Raw genomic sequence first — 17,027 nt, 5'->3', positions numbered from 1 at the left:
TACAGTCTTGGTGGCAGTGTTAAACCGTGTTTTGAGTGATATACGGTGATTCAGGCTTGGCCTGTGCCTTTCGCGCGTCAACGAGCATAGCGTCGACACGGTTTAAGTCTCTAAAGAATTCCGGACTCCTAGGCGATTTACGCAAGATTCCATTCGCATTTCGGTTTCCGGAATTCGTCCTAAACCGCGTCCAACACGAGCCTGTTGGGTTGCACCCGGCGGTGCCTTTAAGCGCGACATCCCCGGGCGCACGGGACGCGGTTTAGCCCTTGAAGTACCGCACATTCCCTCCCGCGTCCTCGAGTGCGGATCGGGTTACCGCGGAACGTGCCATTGCATGCAGCTCGCCAATGCCGAGCCGATCGCTGGTGTCGACCTCGGCGATCTTCTCAAAGCGTTTCAGTGCGCCCGCGGCATCGCCAAGGCGAAACAGGAGGTATCCCGAGCCCTTCAGCGCCAACAGCAGGAATCGAGTCAGGCTCATCGAGATGAGGACGGACTGCCCGAGATCGGCCTCGCGCAAGTCATTCCAGTCGGTCGGCAGGTCGAGGCGGGCCGCGGTGAGCGCGATCGCACGATCGGCCGTGATCAGTGCCTCGCGATATCTGTGTCGGTAGTAGAAGTAGCGATAGAGCGCGACCAAGACCGTCAGGTGCTCGGGCTGGAGAAAATAGGCGAGCAGCAGGCGATCCTCGGCGGTGTCGTCGCCGTAACCCTCGGCCGCCTCGTCGAGGAGCCGCTCCACCTCCGGCGAGACAGGCTCGTCGAAGTACATGGGCTCGCCGTCGAAATCCAAGAGGTCCATCGCGCGTCTCCTTCCGATCTTATTGGACCCGGACGGCCCGGGGATTGCCGATCTCGGCGAGGAAGCCGATCAGCTCCGGCGCTTCGGGCGGTCGCTTGCTGTGGGTCGCGAAGCGCCGGACCAAGGGAAGAAGCCGGTCGACCTCATCGAGATCCAGATCGCAGCACAGCAGGTCGGCGTAGGCTTGGCGAATCGCGTGTCGCCCGGAATGTTTACCGAGCACCAGGTGATGCCGGCGCCCGACGTCGGCCGGATCGATGCCCTGATAGTTCATTGGATCCTTCAACAGACCATCGACATGGATCCCGGACTCGTGGGTAAAGGCGCCGCCGCCGACCAGGCTCTTGTGCCAGGCGACCGGCTTGCCGGAGGCCCGTGCGACCAGGCCGGAAAGCTCCGCAAAGGTGTGTAGATCGATCCCGCTGTCGATGCCGTGGATGTGCTTGAGCCCCATCACCACCTCTTCCAGTGCGGCGTTGCCGGCTCGCTCGCCGAGTCCGTGGACGGTGGTATTGAGGTGCGTCGCGCCACCGCGGACCGCCGCCAGGGTATTGGCGGTCGCCAGCCCGAGGTCGTCGTGGGCGTGCATCTCGATCTCGATGTCCAGGATGGCGCGCAGGTCGCGCATGCGCTCGTAGACCGCGAAGGGATCCATCAGGCCGACCGTGTCGGCAAAGCGGAAGCGTCGGGCGCCGGCATCTTGAGCGGCCTCCGCAGCGAGCCAGAGCAGCTCCGGATCGGCGCGCGAGGCATCCTCGGCGCCGACGCAGACCTCAAGCCCCATGTCCAGTGCGACCCCGACCTGGTGTCGAATTTGCGCAATGACCCAGGCGCGGTCGCGTCCGAGCTTGTGGGTGATCTGCTGGTCGGAGACCGGGATGGACAGATCCACCATGTCGACGCCCAGGTCACGGCATTGCGCGATGTCCGTGGGGCGCATCCGCGTCCAAACCATCAGACGTGCCGAGAGACCGAGCGCGGCGACGGCACGGATCGACTCGCGCTCCTCTTCGCCCATCGCCGGGATGCCGACCTCGAGCTCGGGCACGCCGAGCGCGTCGAGACCACGCGCGATCGCGAGTTTTTCATCGATCGAGAAGGCAACGCCGGCGGATTGCTCGCCGTCGCGTAGGGTGGTGTCGTTGATTGTGACCTGTTGCGGTTCCATGCCCGGCTCCTCGAAGTTGTTGCAGATTCCTTAAGCAGGCAACATGCCATGTAACTTTTATTCATTGGATCAGTAACTTGAGCGTGATCAATCGCGGTGTTGGAGGGTTTCCGACATACCTGACCAAGGTGGCTGTGTCGCACAGACAACGGTGCTCGAAAACCTTTGCGCCCGTCGTGTCTTTGCGGTTCCAATAGTCCGTGCGATTTCAACGAGCGGAGTGCGGATGACCGAACGATCGACCCTCGCCGGGGGCGCCACCCTCGCCATCACGGGTTCAGGCGGCAGCGGGGCGGTCACGGCAGGGCTCATCCTGCTCGCCGCCGTCGGGCGCGCCGGCTGTTACGGTCTGCTCGGCCGCTCGGCCGGTCCGCAGATTCGCGGCGGCGAGTCCGCGGCCATGCTGCGCTTCGGGCCGCAGCCGATCGAGTGCATGGGCGATCGCTTCGATTTGCTCGTCGGTCTGGACTGGGAGAACGTCGCCCGCTTTGCCGACGAGCTGCCGCTCGATCGTGCCAGTCTCATCCTTACGGACGGGCAGGCCGGGCCGATCCCCGAGATCCTCGTCCGCTCGGGCGCGCAGGTGCGCAGCCTGCCCTGGAAGGCGCTCGCCGATGCGCAAGCCGAAGGCCGCGTGAACATGGTCGCGCTCGGCATGGTCGGTGCCATGCTCGGGCTGCCGCTGGACGCACTCGAAGCAGGCGCGCGGACGACGCTCGGCGGCAAGGGCGGCCGGGTGCTGACCCCGTCGCTCGATTGCATCCGCTCGGGTTACGCGGCGGCCGACACGGCGAGTGTGCCGCCGTCGGCGTTCGCGCCGCCCGTCGCGCGCTGGAACATCAGCGGCAACGAGGCCGCCGGGCTGGGCGCCGTTCGCGGCGGGGTGCGATTCGTCGCCGCCTATCCCATCACGCCGGCCAGCGAGGTGCTGGAATGGCTCGCACCCCGCTTGGAGCTGCTCGGCGGCTCCTTGCTCCAGGCCGAGGACGAGCTGGCCTCGATCAACATGATCATCGGCAGCTCCTTCGGCGGCGTGCCCTCGCTCACGGCAACCTCCGGCCCAGGCCTCAGCCTGATGGTCGAAGGCTTGGGTCTGGCCGTGGCGAGCGAGACCCCGGTGGTGGTCGTCAACGTCCAGCGCGGCGGTCCTTCGACGGGCATCCCGACCAAGTCCGAGCAGTCCGACCTCAACATTGCACTCTACGGCCTGCACGGCGACGCCCCGCATCTGGTCCTGGCGGCCCTGGGTATCCGCGATTGCATCGACACGGTCGAATGGGCGGTCGGTCTGGCCGAGCACCTGCAGACGGTCGCGATCGTGCTCTCGGATCAGATGCTGGGCCAGTCGCGCGCGATCATCGACCCGCCGGGCGAGCGGGCGTTCGGGGCAGGGGAGAGGGCGCACCTGCATCGCCTGATCGCACAGGACGCCGACCCCGATCACCGGCGTTATCGGCCGATGTCGGACGGTGTCTCGCCGATGGCCTTACCCGGACTGCCGGGCGGCATGTATACGGCCGAGGGCCTGGAGCACGGCCCGGGCGGCGCGCCCTCGAGCCGTGCGATCGACCATGCCGAGCAGCTCGCCAAGCGTCTGCGCAAGCTGACCGGCTTCGACTATGGACCGGGTTGGGCCGAGATCCGGGGCGAGGGCGACCATCTGCTTCTGACCTGGGGTTCCTCTGCGGGGCCGGTCTTCGAGGCCGCGGAGCGTCTGCGTGCGTCCGGTGTCCCGACACGGGCGATCGCCCTGCGCCTGCTCGCGCCCCTGCAACGCGAGGCGTTGCTCGAGGCGATCGGCTCGGCCGGTTCGATCCTGGTCGTGGAGCAAAACCAGACCGCACAATGCTTCGCCTATCTCCATTCACAGCAGGCGCTCCCGAGACACGCCCGGTCCTATGCGCGACCCGGCCCCTTGCCATTGCGCCCCGCCGAGATCATGCGTGCGCTGACCGATCGCGATGGGCGCGAGGAGATTTGAGATGGACGCAGCAAGCATCGCCCCGACCCTCCGAGCCAAAGACTACAAGTCCGACGTCGCGCCCGTCTGGTGTCCCGGTTGCGGACACTTTGCGGTGCTTTCCGCCGTCACCAAGGCCCTGGCACATCTGAAGCTCGCCAAGGAGCGCGTCGCCATGATCTCGGGCATCGGCTGCTCGTCCCGACTGCCGGCCTATGTCGATGCCTACGGCTTCCACGGCATTCACGGCCGCGCGCTGCCGATCGCCTCCGGGCTCAAGGCGGCCCGGCCGGACCTGACGGTGATCGTGGCCGGCGGCGACGGTGATGGCTTCTCGATCGGGGGCAACCACTTCCTGCACGCCTGTCGGCGCAACATGGACCTGACCTACATCGTCATGGACAACGAGGTCTACGGCATGACCAAGGGTCAGGCCTCCCCGACCACCCAGCCGGATTGGGCCAAGAGCAAGCTCACGCCGCACGGCACCGGCATGCGGCCCTTCCTGCCCGCGGCGATTGCGCTCGCGGCCGGCGCGAGCTTCATCGCCCGCGGCTTCGCGGGTGACCCCAACGGTCTGACCAAGCTGCTGGTGGAAGCGATCGAGCATCCAGGATTCGCCTTTCTGCAGGTCTTGAGTCCCTGCCAGACCTTCCGCCCGGAGCAGAAGGAGTGGAAGCACCTGGTCCATCCGAGCGCCATGGCGCCGACCGACGATCCGGTCGAGGCCGCCCGCTTTATCCAGGCCGACGACGGCATGGCGCTCGGCCTGCTCTATGTCCGGCGGCTCCCGGTCTGGCAACCGCACAACCAGCCGACCGCGACCCCCGCGGATCTGGAACGGGAGTTTGCGCTATGAGCACGCCATCGAGCCCGCCATCAACGCAGCGTATCGAGTCCGTCGCCGAGTTCCTGGTGCATGCGCTCGAGCTCGAGCACGAATCGGCCGAGCGTTACCGCCAGCTCGCCGAGACCATGACCCTGCACCACAACCACACGGTCGCCGCCGTCTTCCGACTCCTCGCCGACATGAGCGCCGCCCATGCCTCCGAGGTGACCGCCCGCGCCGAGGGCATCCGGCTCCCCGAGATTGCCCCCTGGGCCTTCAAATGGGCCTGCCCCGGCAGCCCCGAGGTCGATTGCGACGACTTCGATGTCACCTATCTGATGACCCCGCTTCAAGCCTTCGAGCTGGCCCTGTACAACGAGATCCGCGGTCGGGACTTCTACGCCTTTGTCGCCGCCGATTCACCTCAGCCGCAGGTCCGCGTGCTGGCCGCCGAGATGGCCGCCGAAGAGAACGAGCACGTCGAGCTGGTCTCTGCCTGGGTCGAGCGTGAGCGTTTGGCTCCGACCCGGATGCCCGAAGATCTGGATCCGCCGAATCAGCAGGGCTGAAGTCCGACCCTCGGAACTGCGACGACCCCGTCCTTTGGCCGAGCGCGCCGAGCGCCTCGCTCCGCATTGATCGTCACCCGGCGTGACTCCGGGAGGAGGAAGAACGATGGGCATGTTCGATTCGCTCCATATCGAGCTGGATGGCCGGGATCTGGAAATCCAGACCAAGCGCTTCGATTGCATCCTTGGCAACTACCACCCGGGCGACTGGATCGGCGGGGTCCCGCCGGGGATCCGCGTCTACTTCGACGTCCTGAAGCTCGATGCGAGCGGCGCGCTGGTTTACGGTACGCATGCCGAGCACGCGCGGACCCTGACGCTCTTCGTTGTCTTCGCCCAAGGCGTCTTCGTGGAGTATCAGGTTCGTGACGGCGAGCTGGCGCCGGAGGCCATCGAACGCACCCTGCCGGAGTTGCGGGAACGCTGGAGCGATTCGGCCCGGCTGCTCGGGTTTCTGGTCGAGACCCTGCGTGCGAGGCAGCAGCGGATCAGGGCACTCGGAAATCGGCTTGGTCGCGTCTCGTCGGTCGTCGAGACCGCCCGTCGCTTGCGCGCCGGGGAGGGTCTCGGGGGCCGATTCGGATTGATTCGCGAGGAGGATCGGAAACTCGCCGACGGCGAGGATCCTTTGGAGGTTGTGGCCTGGGTGCTGGACGATGAAACCGCCGGCTGGGGGCTTTGGGGTGACGGCACCAGCCCGGATCCGCTGGACGACTATCGGCTCTAAACCGCGTCCAGAGCGACATGCGTCAATCTCATTTGGCGTTTGGCTTTGGACGGCTGGACGAGTCAATTTTCTGTTCGACAAAAGCCGGATCCCGACCATGACTGCCGACGAGCTGTGCTCACCCTTCGGCGTCAGCAAGAGCACCGGCTCGGCGAAATCCACCGCGATCCTTAAATGGCTCAATTCCCATCAAGGCGATCCCAATTGGACACTCCCCAGCCGGCTTGGCGACAACCCGCTGGCCAGGATGATCCGGGTGAACGGCTTCGTCCTCGATGCCAGGACGGCCCCTCGCGACCGTCAAGAAGAGGCCTTGCGGCTTGGGTCGATCCCCTATCTGCCATGAGCCACCCGTGATGGAAGATCGCCTCACCCTGAACCTTGAGATCGCCGCGCGCCTGCGCGATGCCCGATCCTGCGCTGAGGTGAAGTCCGGAAACCGTTATGCCAAGTAGCACATCGGAGCGCTCCACGCTTCGAAGACCGTAGGTTGTGCCGAGCCGTGCGAGGCACAACCAACCGGCTCGTCAGTCCCCCGTTGCGCGGTCTGCGACAGTCCGGCCTTCCTCGGCGAGGCGCTGTGCGCGCAGCATCGCGAGGATGCCGGCCTGTTCGACTGACCTCCCGGCGGTACGGTCGCGGATCCGTTGCTGCAAAAGAGAACGGGGCCCGCGGCTCCGTTTGGAATGGTTGGGCGCGGCCGATGCCGCGCCGCAGAGGGATCAGGAACCGCCGAGGATGGCGTAGGGGACAAGAGGCATCAAACCACTGGATTCGATTCATGGCATGGCCATGGCGGGCTCCGTCGGATGGTGGATCAGGGAGCAGTCTGCGCCGATCGGTGGCTTTGACCGAGGTCAGGGATCGTCATGGGTGGAGTAAGACCGACAATGCTATGCTCGCGACAGGGTTTGGGATCCGTGGACGGCAGTCGTGCACCATTGGATCCGCGCGTGTCGGTCGAGACGCCTTCGCCATACCATGGCACGGATCGGATCGGCATCTTTGACCGGCAAGGTCTTCAACGGCAACGAGGAGACGAAGAGGGATGGATTCGGTTGTAGTGATCGACTTTGAGACCACTGGACTGTCGCCCGACTACGGCGATCGCGCGACCGAGATCGCGGCCGTCTTGATCCGCGACGGGTGCATCGTGGATCAGTACCAGAGCCTGATGAACGCCGGTCTGCGCATCCCGTCGTTCATCGAGCACCTCACCGGGATCAGCAACGCCATGGTGCGCCAAGCACCGCCGGCCAGCCAAGTCATGGCCGAGGTCGCGGACTTCGTCGGCGACTATCCCCTGGTCGCCCACAACGCCTCGTTCGACCGCATGTTCTGGGATGCCGAGCTGGCGCGCATCGGGCGCAGGACGCCGCAACCCTTCGCCTGCTCGATGTTGGTTGCCCGTCGTGTCTTACCCCAAGCGCCCAATCACAAGCTCGGTACCCTGGTCGAATACGCCGGGTTACCGGTAACCGGCCGGTATCACCGGGCACAGGCCGATGCGGAGATGGCCGCGCATCTGACGCTGTATCTGGAGCGTGCCTTGATGGAGCGGTTCGGGCTCACGGAGGTTAAGCACGACCTGCTCGGGCGGATTCAGCGGACGGCGAAGACCCAGCTCGAAAGCTGCATCGCGCGTTACGGCGGAGCCGGCGCGTCGGCAGCGGCAAGCGGATGAGCGTTGCGACAGGGGTGTTTTGATGCCAACCGAGGCGGTATCACGGAACTTCGGATGTCTGCGGGCCTATGAGCCTCAGCTTGATCGCCTCGGCGCTCTCGCAGAACGCTACTTCGCCGATGATCCTTCGACCTGCCTCATCAAGCTCCGCCAGCTCGGCGAGGAGCTGGCCCGCCAAGTGGCCGCGCGGAGCGGTCTTCTCGCGACCCCGGATGAGCTGCAGTCGGACCTGTTGCGTCGTCTCAAATTCGAGCGTGCGGTTCCTCCCGAGGTCCTCGACCTGTTTCACCAGGTCCGGATTCTCGGCAACCGGGCGACGCACCATGGCTACGGCGACCATCGGGATGCCCTGACCACGCTCAAGATCGTCCGGCAACTGGCGATCTGGTTTCACCGGACCTTCGGGAAGGACATCGGCTTCAAGCCCGGCCCTTTCGTGCCGCCGACCGCACCCCAAGCCGCTTCGGAATCCCTGATGGAGGAGCTGGAACAGTTGCGCGCCGAACGGGCGCAACTGCTCGGCGAGGCCGAGAAGGCGCGGGAAGCGGTCGAGGCGGCGAGGGTCGCCCATGAAAGCGCCGAGGCCCGCGCCCGCCGGATCGGCGAGGAGCGAGAGCTTTGGGCCGTGATTGCGCAGGACGCGGAGGACCAGAAGAACGCCGCTCTGGCCGACCTGCTTGTCCTCCAGACGGCCGCCGCCCAAGCCACGCCGCAGCAGAAGGCGCGCCAGCAGCAACAGGCCGAGCAAGCCGCCAAAGGGATCGATCTAGACGAGGCCGCGACGCGCGCCATCATCGACGAGCAACTGCGCATCCGAGGCTGGGAAGCCGATACCAAGGTCCTGCGTTACAGTCAGGGCGCGCGCCCGGTCAAGGGCAGGGCGATGGCGATTGCCGAATGGCCGACCGCGAGCGGTCCGGCCGACTATGCGCTCTTCTATGGCTTACCCTGTCTCGGCACGGTGGAGGCGAAGCGCGAACGCAAGAACGTCTCCGCCGCCGTCGATCAGTCCGAGCGCTACGCGCGCGACATTACCCTCAAGGACGGCGAGGCGGAGGCGAGCGGAGGACCGTGGGACGCTTACCGGGTCCCCTTCGTCTTCGCGACCAATGGACGGCCCTATCTCAAGCAGATCGAGACCGAGAGCGGCATCTGGTTTCGCGATACCCGCAAGGCCACCCATCACCGCCGCGCCTTGAACGACTGGCCGACGCCGGACGGGCTCAAGGCCCGGCTGGAGATCGACATCGAGGCCGCCCAAGAGGCCCTCAAGATCCAGCCGATGCTGTTCGGCTTCCCCCTGCGGCCCTATCAGCAGCAGGCCATCGAGGCGGTCGAGCGCAGCATTGCCGACGGCTTGCGGTCCCTGCTGGTCGCCATGGCCACCGGAACCGGCAAGACCAAGCTCGCCATCGCCTTACTCTTTCGCCTGCTCAACGCCAAGCGCTTTCGCCGCGTCTGCTTCGTGGTGGATCGCAGCGCCCTGGGGCAGCAATCCGGCGGGGAGTTCTCGTCCACCAAGGTGGTCGGGACCAAGACCTTCGCCGACATCTTCGATCTCAAAGGGCTGGACGCCGCCGGTCCCGAGCCGGAAACCAAGGTCCACATCTGCACCATTCAGGGCCTCGTGCGCCGGGTGCTCTACAATGATGAGCCCGCGGACGTACCGCCCATCGACCAGTACGATCTGATCGTCATCGACGAGTGCCACCGGGGCTATCTCCTCGACCGCGAGCTGTCCGACGGCGAGCTCAGCTTCCGCAACGAGGCGGACTACATCTCCAAATACCGCCGGGTCCTGGAGCACTTCGACGCGGTCAAGATCGGCCTGACCGCGACGCCCGCCCTGCATACGGTGCAGATCTTCGGCGATCCGGTTTACACCTACTCCTACCGCGAGGCGGTCGTCGACGGCTACCTGATCGACCACGAGCCGCCGATCCAGATCACCACCGCCCTCTCGCAGGCCGGGATTCATTTCGGCAAGGGCGAGCAGATCGAGCTGCTCGATACCAATACCGGCCAGATCGACCTTTCCCATGTTCCGGACCAGATCGACTTCGAGGTCGAGGCCTTCAACAAGCAGGTCATCACGGTCAACTTCAACAAGGTCGTGGCCGAGGAGCTGACCAAGCACATTGATCCGGACCTGCCGGGCAAGACCCTGGTCTTTGCCGCCACCGACGCCCATGCCGACATCGTCGTCGATCAGCTGAAAAAGGCGTTCAAGGCGCGCTACGGCGAGATCGAGGACGCCGCCATCCGCAAGATCACCGGCAGCGTCGATCAGGTCAGCGGCCTGATCCGCTCCTATCGCAACGACGACCTACCGAAGATCGCCGTCACCGTCGATCTGCTGACCACCGGTATCGATGTCCCCAAGATCACGAACCTCGTCTTTCTGCGCCGCGTCAACAGCCGCATCCTCTACGAGCAGATGCTGGGCCGAGCGACCCGGCGTTGCGACGAGATCGGCAAGGAGACCTTCCGCATCTTCGACGCCGTCGATCTCTATCCGCATCTCCAGAACCTCACCGACATGCGCCCGGTCGTGGTCGATCCCTCGATCGGCCTGGAGCAGCTCTTCGAGGAGCTCGCCGAGGTCGAGACGGACGCGCACCGAGAAGAGATCCGCGACCAAATCCTGGTCAAGCTGCGCCGCCGTCTCGGCAAGCTCTCCGGCGAGGCCCGCGAGCAGTACGAGGCGAATGCAGGCGAAACGCCCGAGGCGACGCTGAAGCGCTTGGCGGAGCAGCCGCTCGAGACGAGCGTCGTCTGGATCAGGTCAAGGCCCGGTCTCGGCCGTATCCTCGACCGGGAACCGGAGGCGTATGCGCCACGCCGAATCCCGATCTCGTCTCACGATGATCGGATTGCCGAGGTCGTGCGCGGCTACGGGTCCGCCGACAAGCCCGAGGATTTTCTCGACGGCTTCACCAGCTACGTCCGCAACAACGTCAACAAGATCGCCGCCCTGACCGTCGTGGTGCAGCGCCCGCGCGAGCTGACCCGCGCCCAGCTTCGCGAGCTGCGCCTTGCGCTCGATAAGCTGGGTTATTCCGATGCCAACCTGCGCCGGGCGTGGCAGGATGCCCGGAACGAAGAGATCGCCGCCTCGATCATCGGGTTCGTCCGTCAGGCCGCCCTCGGCGACGCGCTGATTCCCTTCGACGAGCGGGTCCGCGCCGCCATGCAGCGGATCCTTGCCAAACACCCCTGGAGCGACCCGCAGCGCAAATGGCTCAAGCGCATCGCCGAACAGATCGAGCGCGAGATCGTGGTAGACCGCTCGGCGCTCGACCGTGAGCCTTTCCAGTCGCATGGCGGCTTCAGTCGTCTGAATAAGGTGTTTGATGGTCAGCTCGAAGCCGTTCTGGGCGAGCTGAACGAGGCGCTCTGGAGCAAGGTAGGATGATCAAGCTTGAGTCCGAGGAAAAAGAAATTCTGGAGGCATTTGAGTCTGGAAATCTCAAAAGGGCAAAAAGTGCCGTTGAAGAGATGAAGGCTCATAAAGCCATTGCGGAAGCCACGTTCAGGAAGGACGCACGTATCAGCATTCGCCTTTCCTCCAAGGATCTTCGCGCGTTACAAGCACGGGCGTTGCAAGAAGGAATCCCATGCCAAACGCTGGTATCCAGCGTACTGCACAAGTTCGTCGATGGCCGATTGGTCGACAAATCGGCGAACAAGTAAAATGCAGCGAGTAGGTTGGGCAAAGCCCGCGCGATGCGCTCGAAGAAAAACTGCGTCGGTGGACGGGCGTGCCCAACCGGCCCACCCCCGAGCTTCGCCTTCGCTCGTGACACCCGCTCTGCGGTGTCACGCATGCCCCTGGCGCTCTGCGCCACGAGCCACGATGGCCGGAGTTGCGAGCAAGGCCCGCTCGCAGAAGAACCGCGACGGTGGACGGGCCTGCCCATCCCATGTTCCGGGGCCACCGCCGCTTCGCCCGGAAACGTATCGGCCGCATTCTCAACAGCATTCGAGAATTGAGCAGGAGAGGACCGCGCATGTCACTCGTGATCTCTGATGAAACACTGCACGCCGCGCACCTGACGGCAACCGAGCTCAAGCAGGAATTGGCGATCCTGCTCTTTGCGGGCCTCGATCATCGTTTCGGCCACATCGGCAGTGTCCAGGTCGCCGACCGCGACCGGCCCGGGTACGCCGGATTCATCCGGCACCCGGGGACGGGCGACTTCAGTCGCCCGAGCGCGCCCGGGTGGCGGACTGAAGTCCGCATCCCCGGGTGCCGACTGAAGTCGGCGAACCCGGGTGTGCGGCGGGAGTCTCGCGTCCGGTCGGGGAACCCAAGATGCCTGGACGAAAGGATGACCGAAGCCTCTTTGCGCAAGACCGCATCACCCTCGTTCAGGCCGCTGCCCTCGCCGGGATGCGCCCGCTGCACTTCCAGCATCTGCTCGCCGGTCGGGGCATCGGACCGCATGACGACGTGCCGGAATTCGAGCAAGATTCGAAGACCTTGAGCAGCCACGGACCCGTCTGACGTGGTTGTCTCGAATACTTCGCCCTCTCACTCAGGATCCACCCGACCCCCACAATGACCGAAAACCTGACCCGCGACATCGTCGCCAAGCTTTGGAACCTCTGCCACATCCTGCGCGACGACGGCGTGACCTACAACGAATACGTCACGGAGCTGACCTTCCTGCTCTTCCTCAAGATGATGCAGGAGACCGGGCATGAGGACCGCATCCCGAACGGATACGGCTGGGAGTCATTGTCGAAGCGGGAGGGTCTCGACCAGCTCGAATATTACCGCCGCCTGCTGCTGGATCTGGGCGACACCAAGAAGACGCAGGATCCCACCATTCTTGCGATCTTCGCCGACGCGGGCACCAAGCTGCGCAAGCCCGCGAACCTCAAATCCCTGACCATGGCCATCGACAAGCTGGACTGGTTCTCGGCGCGCGAGGAGGGCCTCGGCAACCTCTACGAGGGCCTGCTCGAGAAGAACGCCGCCGAGAAGAAATCCGGTGCGGGGCAGTATTTCACGCCGCGTCCGCTGATCGACTGCATCGTTCGTCTGACCAAGCCGCAGCCCGGCGAGGTGATCCAGGACCCGGCGGCAGGAACGGCGGGCTTCATCGTCGCCGCCGACCACGACATCAAGGTGCGCACCGACGACCTGTTCGAGCTGACCGAAAACCAGGCGTTCTTTCAGCGCCATCTCGCCTACCGAGGTGCCGAGCTGGTTCCGGACGCACATCGGCTTTGCCTGATGAACCTGATGTTGCACGGCATCGAGAGCAGCGTCGCCTGCGCCGACACCCTCTCGCCGGACGGCGAGGCCCTCGGCAAGGCCGATCTCATCATGACCAATCCGCCCTTCGGCACCAAGAAAGGCGGGGGCAGGCCCAACCGCTCCGACTTCTCGATCACGAACGACACCTCGAACAAGCAGCTCGCCTTTGTCGAGCACATCGTCCGCGCGCTGAAACCCGGCGGACGCGCCGCCGTCGTCGTGCCCGACAACGTGCTGTTCGAGGACAACACCGGGCGACGATTGAGGACCTGGCTCATGGAGTTATGCGACCTACATACCATCCTGCGCCTGCCGACCGGCATCTTTTACGCGCAAGGCGTAAAGACCAATGTGCTCTTCTTTACGCGGGGGAAGACCGACAGGGCCAACACCCAGGCCGTGTGGGTCTATGACCTGCGGGCCAATATGCCCGCGTTTGGAAAGACACGACCGCTCACCGTGGCCGACTTCGCGGAGTTTGAGGCCGCGTTCTGCGATGAACCCTATGGCAAGGCGGGGCGGACCGATCAGGGCGAGACCGGGCGGTTTCGCTGTTTCACGCGTGAGCAGATCACGGAACGGAATGACAATCTCGATATCGCCTGGTTGCGCGACGAGAGCGAGGACATCGAGGAGAGGTTGAGCGATCCAGACGACATCGCTGCTGCCATCATCGTGCATTTGCGCGCGGCGCTTGAGGAGATTGAGGGGTTGACGGAGGAGATTGAGGTGGATGGGATGGTGGCGGAGAAAGGGACATGAAGGAACTTCCGGATGGGTGGCAACATGCGCTTCTCGGCGACTTAGGCGTTTGGCGGGGCGGCGGGACCCCAAGCAAGTCTCAAGCATCTTTCTGGGGAGGCACTATTCCATGGGTCTCTCCAAAAGACATGAAAACGGATTTGATTGTCGAGACCGAGGATCATATTACTTCGGAAGCCGTTGCGCGTTCATCGACTCAGATGGTTCCAGCGGGATCCATACTTGTTGTCACACGAAGCGGTATTCTCCGACGGCTCTTTCCTGTAGCCGTAGCCTCTCGCGCCGTTGCTATAAATCAGGACATCAAAGCGCTGACGCCGTATGAGGGTGTCGAAGCTGAATTCGTCGCAAGGCAGTTGCGAGCCCTGTCGAGTTCCATCCTATCGCAGTGTGCCAAGTCAGGAACGACTGTTGACAGCGTTGATTTCGAGAGGTTAAAAAATTACCAAATCGCATTAGTGCCGGAACTTGAGCAACGACGCATCGTCGCCAAGCTGGACAGTCTTTTCGCCCGCACCCGCCGCGCCCGCGCGGAGCTGTCCCATATCCCGCGCCTGATCGAGAATTACAAGAAGGCGATTTTGGAGGCGGCTTTTCGAGGGGATTTGACGAGAGATTGGCGCAGCCTTAGCTTTGCCCGTGATCCGGTGTTTCCGCGGGACGCAGATGCGATCAAGAAAAAGTATAGAGGTTCCAGTGAAATGGCGTTCTCGCCGCCATACACTATGCCCAATGAATGGGGATGGTTCCGTCTGCCGGAACTGGGAGAACTTGATCGTGGAAAGTCAAAGCATCGCCCTCGTAACGATCGTACGCTGTATGGTGGTGACTTCCCTTTTGTGCAGACTGGTGAGGTACGGGAAGCGACTCGGTATCTACGCTATTATTCAAAAACGTATAATTATAAAGGGCTTTCTCAAAGTCGCCTATGGCCCGTTGGCACTGTCTGCATAACGATTGCTGCCAATATCGCAGAAACCGCCATTTTAGATATTGATGCCTGTTTTCCTGACAGCGTTGTTGGTTTTATTGCTGATAAAGATCGAGTATCCAATTCTTACGTCGAGTTCTTTTTAAGAACGATGAAGGATGATCTCGAAGCCTTTGCTCCTGCAACTGCACAGAAGAACATAAATCTTGATACGTTAAGCAGCGTCTATGTCCCCGTCCCACCTCTGAATGAACAAATGGAAATTGTTAATCGCATCGAGAAAGCCATGGATTGGCTAAAAATCGTAGAAGAGGAGCAAGGGCACGCTATGCATCTTCTTGACCGACTCGATCAAGCCAACCTCGCCAAAGCCTTCCGTGGAGAGCTCGTCCCCCAGGACCCGAACGACGAGCCGGCTTCCGTGCTCCTGGAGCGCATCTGCGCCGCGCGCGCCGAGCAGCCCAAGAACACCCGCAAAGGGCGCGGCAAGACTGCCAACGCGAGAGTCGCCGCCTAGCCGCTCCCCGTCGATCTCGACCAAACCCCAAAGCAGCTATAGGACCGAGGATGAACAAAGGAAAGAAGATCGCAGGGGTGACCCGCCAGCGGGTCGGTCAGCTGATGCGCACCCTGTTCCAAATCCTGCTGGAGCATCCAGACGGCATCCAGGCGCAGCTGGCACTCGAAGCCCTAGTTCACCGCGTACCGCCGACGGAGCACGAAAGCGGGCACTATCAATCCGGCGGTCGCCGCTACGATCAGATCGTGCGTTTCTCTACCGTGGATCTGGTCAAGGCCGGCTGGATGCTCAAAGACAAGGGGATCTGGAGCGCCACCGAAACCGGCAAGGAGGCGTTCGACACGCTTCAGGATCCCACTGTCTTCTACAAGCGTGCATGCGAGCTCTACAAAGTTTGGAAGTCCGCCCAGCCGAGTCCGGTCGACGTGGACGCCGAGACCGTTCAAGACGTTGAGGTCGAGCAGACCAGCCCGAGCCAGACCTTCGAACAGGCCGAGGAAGCGGCTTGGAACGAAATCTGGGACTATCTTCAGCGGATCGAACCCTACAGCCTGCAAAAGCTCGTGGCCGTACTCCTGGAGGCCATGGGCTATCACGTCTCCTGGATTGCTCCGCCTGGAAAAGACGGCGGCATGGACGTCCTGGCCTGGACCGATCCGCTCGGCACCAAGCCGCCGCGCATCAAGGTCCAGGTAAAGCGCCGCAAAGACAACATCGCGGTTGATGAGCTGCGATCATTCCTCGCCGTGCTCGGCGATGACGATGTCGGCCTCTTCGTCACCACCGGCCGCTTTACGAGGGACGCCCACGACGAAGCCCGGCTTCAGGCGCGGCGCAAGATCACCCTCATCGACCGCGAGCGCTTGGTGGAGTTGTGGATCCGCTACATGGACCAGCTCAGCGAAGAGGGGCGACAACTTCTGCCGCTGAAGCCGATCTATTTTCTGGCGCCATCCTGAAAGCGCTCTCGGAACGAAGACTCGACCCCCATGCCCCAGTCCGGCGGGCGTAAGACCAACGATGTTCATCGCCTCGTCACACCGGCGGCCGAGCCCGAGCCGCCATGTGGCGGAAGGGCCACGGAGTCAGATCCGTCCCCTCGCTCAACCCGGCGGTTGGGCACACGGCCACCGGGATCGAGCGATCCCGTCGGAGTTGTCGCTACGCCCATCATCTGCTAGCGTTTCAATACCAGACATCGTGTATAGTCATTGGGCAGGTGACGAGACGACGGCGAACAGAGTGGGACATCGGCTAGCCATAATCTGTCCCGACTGAGATAGACAGATTCCATCTATCTCACCTGACCGACCCTGTCTAATCTAATTTCCGGATCTTTGGAATAAATGATGGAGTCATATACAGATTACAAACAACATGTAACGGATGACATAGAAACCTGCCTGGACAGCATGGGGTGCCAGCCTATTTTATTCGTTGGATCAGGCTTTTCACGTCGTTACATAAATGCGCCAGGCTGGGAAGACTTATTGAAGGTTATGGCGGATCAATGTCCTCTAATCGACAAGGACTATGCGTATTATAAACAGAGTTACAAGAGTCCAATTAAAATAGGTAGTGTGTTTGCTGAGTACTATAAAGAATGGGCCTGGGGAAACGGGCGGACTCATTTTCCAGACCATTTGTACACGGAAGAGCAAAGTGCTGACATTTACATAAAATATGCGTAACTGTTCAGGTCGCCAACCGCCTTACGGCAAGCGCGGCATCGGGGGCTGACCTCGGAAGGTCATCACCAGGGCGGGGTAGAGAGCGATCGACTGCTTGCGCAGGGTGGACAGATAG

The 17,027-nt window shown here is 63.1% G+C and carries 15 protein-coding genes; 12 read left to right on the top strand and 3 right to left on the bottom strand.

All coding sequences use genetic code 11. From position 1 onward, the window contains the following. Window positions 1–262: 262 nt before the first annotated feature. Together AADX97_RS25380 and nifV are read right to left on the bottom strand one after the other, a co-directional pair. On the bottom strand, window positions 263–805 hold the full coding sequence (locus AADX97_RS25380; protein ID WP_374237020.1) for a hypothetical protein: 543 nt from the start codon (window positions 803–805) through the stop codon (window positions 263–265). A 19-nt stretch (window positions 806–824) separates the two neighbouring features. Further along, complete coding sequence (gene nifV / locus AADX97_RS25375) at window positions 825–1,973, bottom strand: homocitrate synthase (RefSeq protein WP_374237019.1); 1,149 nt, start codon at window positions 1,971–1,973, stop codon at window positions 825–827. A gap of 226 nt (window positions 1,974–2,199) precedes the next feature. Between nifV and AADX97_RS25370 the strand changes: the two genes are divergently transcribed. From AADX97_RS25370 to AADX97_RS25335, 8 genes are all read left to right on the top strand, one after another. Next, on the top strand, window positions 2,200–3,954 hold the full coding sequence (locus AADX97_RS25370; RefSeq protein WP_374237018.1) for a 2-oxoacid:acceptor oxidoreductase subunit alpha: 1,755 nt from the start codon (window positions 2,200–2,202) through the stop codon (window positions 3,952–3,954). A gap of 1 nt (window position 3,955) precedes the next feature. Further along, the gene (locus AADX97_RS25365) at window positions 3,956–4,792 is read left to right on the top strand and encodes a 2-oxoacid:ferredoxin oxidoreductase subunit beta (protein WP_374237017.1); all 837 of its coding nucleotides are present in this window, start codon (window positions 3,956–3,958) and stop codon (window positions 4,790–4,792) included. After that, window positions 4,789–5,331: a ferritin family protein gene (locus AADX97_RS25360; protein WP_374237016.1), complete on the top strand. Its 543-nt coding sequence runs from the start codon at window positions 4,789–4,791 to the stop codon at window positions 5,329–5,331. Before AADX97_RS25365 ends, AADX97_RS25360 begins: the two co-directional genes overlap by 4 nt. A gap of 106 nt (window positions 5,332–5,437) precedes the next feature. Next, window positions 5,438–6,058 carry a hypothetical protein gene (locus tag AADX97_RS25355; protein ID WP_374237015.1) on the top strand — a complete coding sequence of 207 codons (621 nt, stop codon included), beginning with the start codon at window positions 5,438–5,440 and terminating at the stop codon, window positions 6,056–6,058. Then, entirely contained in the window at window positions 5,988–6,404 is a 417-nt protein-coding gene (locus tag AADX97_RS25350; protein WP_374237014.1) for a DUF6398 domain-containing protein, read from the top strand. Before AADX97_RS25355 ends, AADX97_RS25350 begins: the two co-directional genes overlap by 71 nt. 702 nt (window positions 6,405–7,106) lie before the next feature. After that, window positions 7,107–7,742: a PolC-type DNA polymerase III gene (locus tag AADX97_RS25345; RefSeq protein WP_374237012.1), complete on the top strand. Its 636-nt coding sequence runs from the start codon at window positions 7,107–7,109 to the stop codon at window positions 7,740–7,742. Between the two features lie 22 nt (window positions 7,743–7,764). After that, on the top strand, window positions 7,765–11,157 hold the full coding sequence (gene hsdR / locus AADX97_RS25340; protein WP_374237011.1) for a type I restriction-modification system endonuclease: 3,393 nt from the start codon (window positions 7,765–7,767) through the stop codon (window positions 11,155–11,157). Beyond that, window positions 11,154–11,435: an antitoxin gene (locus AADX97_RS25335; RefSeq protein ID WP_374237010.1), complete on the top strand. Its 282-nt coding sequence runs from the start codon at window positions 11,154–11,156 to the stop codon at window positions 11,433–11,435. Before hsdR ends, AADX97_RS25335 begins: the two co-directional genes overlap by 4 nt. A gap of 320 nt (window positions 11,436–11,755) precedes the next feature. On the opposite strand, the gene AADX97_RS25330 is transcribed toward AADX97_RS25335, so the two are convergent. Next, window positions 11,756–11,926: a hypothetical protein gene (locus AADX97_RS25330; protein WP_374237009.1), complete on the bottom strand. Its 171-nt coding sequence runs from the start codon at window positions 11,924–11,926 to the stop codon at window positions 11,756–11,758. A 131-nt stretch (window positions 11,927–12,057) separates the two neighbouring features. Here AADX97_RS25330 and AADX97_RS25325 point away from each other — a divergent pair, with 131 nt between their 5' ends. The 4 genes from AADX97_RS25325 to AADX97_RS25310 are packed head-to-tail and all read left to right on the top strand — an operon-like array spanning window position 12,058 to window position 16,180. Further along, window positions 12,058–12,249: a UPF0175 family protein gene (locus AADX97_RS25325; RefSeq protein WP_374237008.1), complete on the top strand. Its 192-nt coding sequence runs from the start codon at window positions 12,058–12,060 to the stop codon at window positions 12,247–12,249. Between the two features lie 54 nt (window positions 12,250–12,303). After that, window positions 12,304–13,770 carry an N-6 DNA methylase gene (locus AADX97_RS25320; protein ID WP_374237006.1) on the top strand — a complete coding sequence of 489 codons (1,467 nt, stop codon included), beginning with the start codon at window positions 12,304–12,306 and terminating at the stop codon, window positions 13,768–13,770. Then, complete coding sequence (locus AADX97_RS25315; RefSeq protein WP_374237005.1) at window positions 13,767–15,218, top strand: restriction endonuclease subunit S; 1,452 nt, start codon at window positions 13,767–13,769, stop codon at window positions 15,216–15,218. The genes AADX97_RS25320 and AADX97_RS25315 overlap by 4 nt, the downstream gene beginning before the upstream one ends. Before the next feature lie 50 nt (window positions 15,219–15,268). After that, on the top strand, window positions 15,269–16,180 hold the full coding sequence (locus AADX97_RS25310) for a restriction endonuclease (protein ID WP_374237004.1): 912 nt from the start codon (window positions 15,269–15,271) through the stop codon (window positions 16,178–16,180). Window positions 16,181–17,027 lie beyond the last annotated feature (847 nt).

Origin of the sequence: Thiocapsa sp. C2-2m (assembly GCF_041903745.1) — a bacterium.
Lineage (GTDB): Bacteria > Pseudomonadota > Gammaproteobacteria > Chromatiales > Chromatiaceae > Thiocapsa > Thiocapsa roseilacustris.
The sequence above is the reverse complement of the archived record's forward strand: the minus strand, read 5'-3'. Positions and strand labels throughout refer to the sequence as shown.

Excerpts from the sequence above, each read along its gene's own strand:
- AADX97_RS25380 (WP_374237020.1), bottom strand. The coding sequence starts at position 805 with ATGGACCTCTTGGATTTCGACGGCGAGCCCATGTACTTCGACGAGCCT.
- nifV (WP_374237019.1), bottom strand. The coding sequence starts at position 1,973 with ATGGAACCGCAACAGGTCACAATCAACGACACCACCCTACGCGACGGC.
- AADX97_RS25370 (WP_374237018.1), top strand. The coding sequence starts at position 2,200 with ATGACCGAACGATCGACCCTCGCCGGGGGCGCCACCCTCGCCATCACG.
- AADX97_RS25365 (WP_374237017.1), top strand. The coding sequence starts at position 3,956 with ATGGACGCAGCAAGCATCGCCCCGACCCTCCGAGCCAAAGACTACAAG.
- AADX97_RS25360 (WP_374237016.1), top strand. The coding sequence starts at position 4,789 with ATGAGCACGCCATCGAGCCCGCCATCAACGCAGCGTATCGAGTCCGTC.
- AADX97_RS25355 (WP_374237015.1), top strand. The coding sequence starts at position 5,438 with ATGGGCATGTTCGATTCGCTCCATATCGAGCTGGATGGCCGGGATCTG.
- AADX97_RS25350 (WP_374237014.1), top strand. The coding sequence starts at position 5,988 with ATGAAACCGCCGGCTGGGGGCTTTGGGGTGACGGCACCAGCCCGGATC.
- AADX97_RS25345 (WP_374237012.1), top strand. The coding sequence starts at position 7,107 with ATGGATTCGGTTGTAGTGATCGACTTTGAGACCACTGGACTGTCGCCC.
- hsdR (WP_374237011.1), top strand. The coding sequence starts at position 7,765 with ATGCCAACCGAGGCGGTATCACGGAACTTCGGATGTCTGCGGGCCTAT.
- AADX97_RS25335 (WP_374237010.1), top strand. The coding sequence starts at position 11,154 with ATGATCAAGCTTGAGTCCGAGGAAAAAGAAATTCTGGAGGCATTTGAG.
- AADX97_RS25325 (WP_374237008.1), top strand. The coding sequence starts at position 12,058 with ATGCCTGGACGAAAGGATGACCGAAGCCTCTTTGCGCAAGACCGCATC.
- AADX97_RS25320 (WP_374237006.1), top strand. The coding sequence starts at position 12,304 with ATGACCGAAAACCTGACCCGCGACATCGTCGCCAAGCTTTGGAACCTC.
- AADX97_RS25315 (WP_374237005.1), top strand. The coding sequence starts at position 13,767 with ATGAAGGAACTTCCGGATGGGTGGCAACATGCGCTTCTCGGCGACTTA.
- AADX97_RS25310 (WP_374237004.1), top strand. The coding sequence starts at position 15,269 with ATGAACAAAGGAAAGAAGATCGCAGGGGTGACCCGCCAGCGGGTCGGT.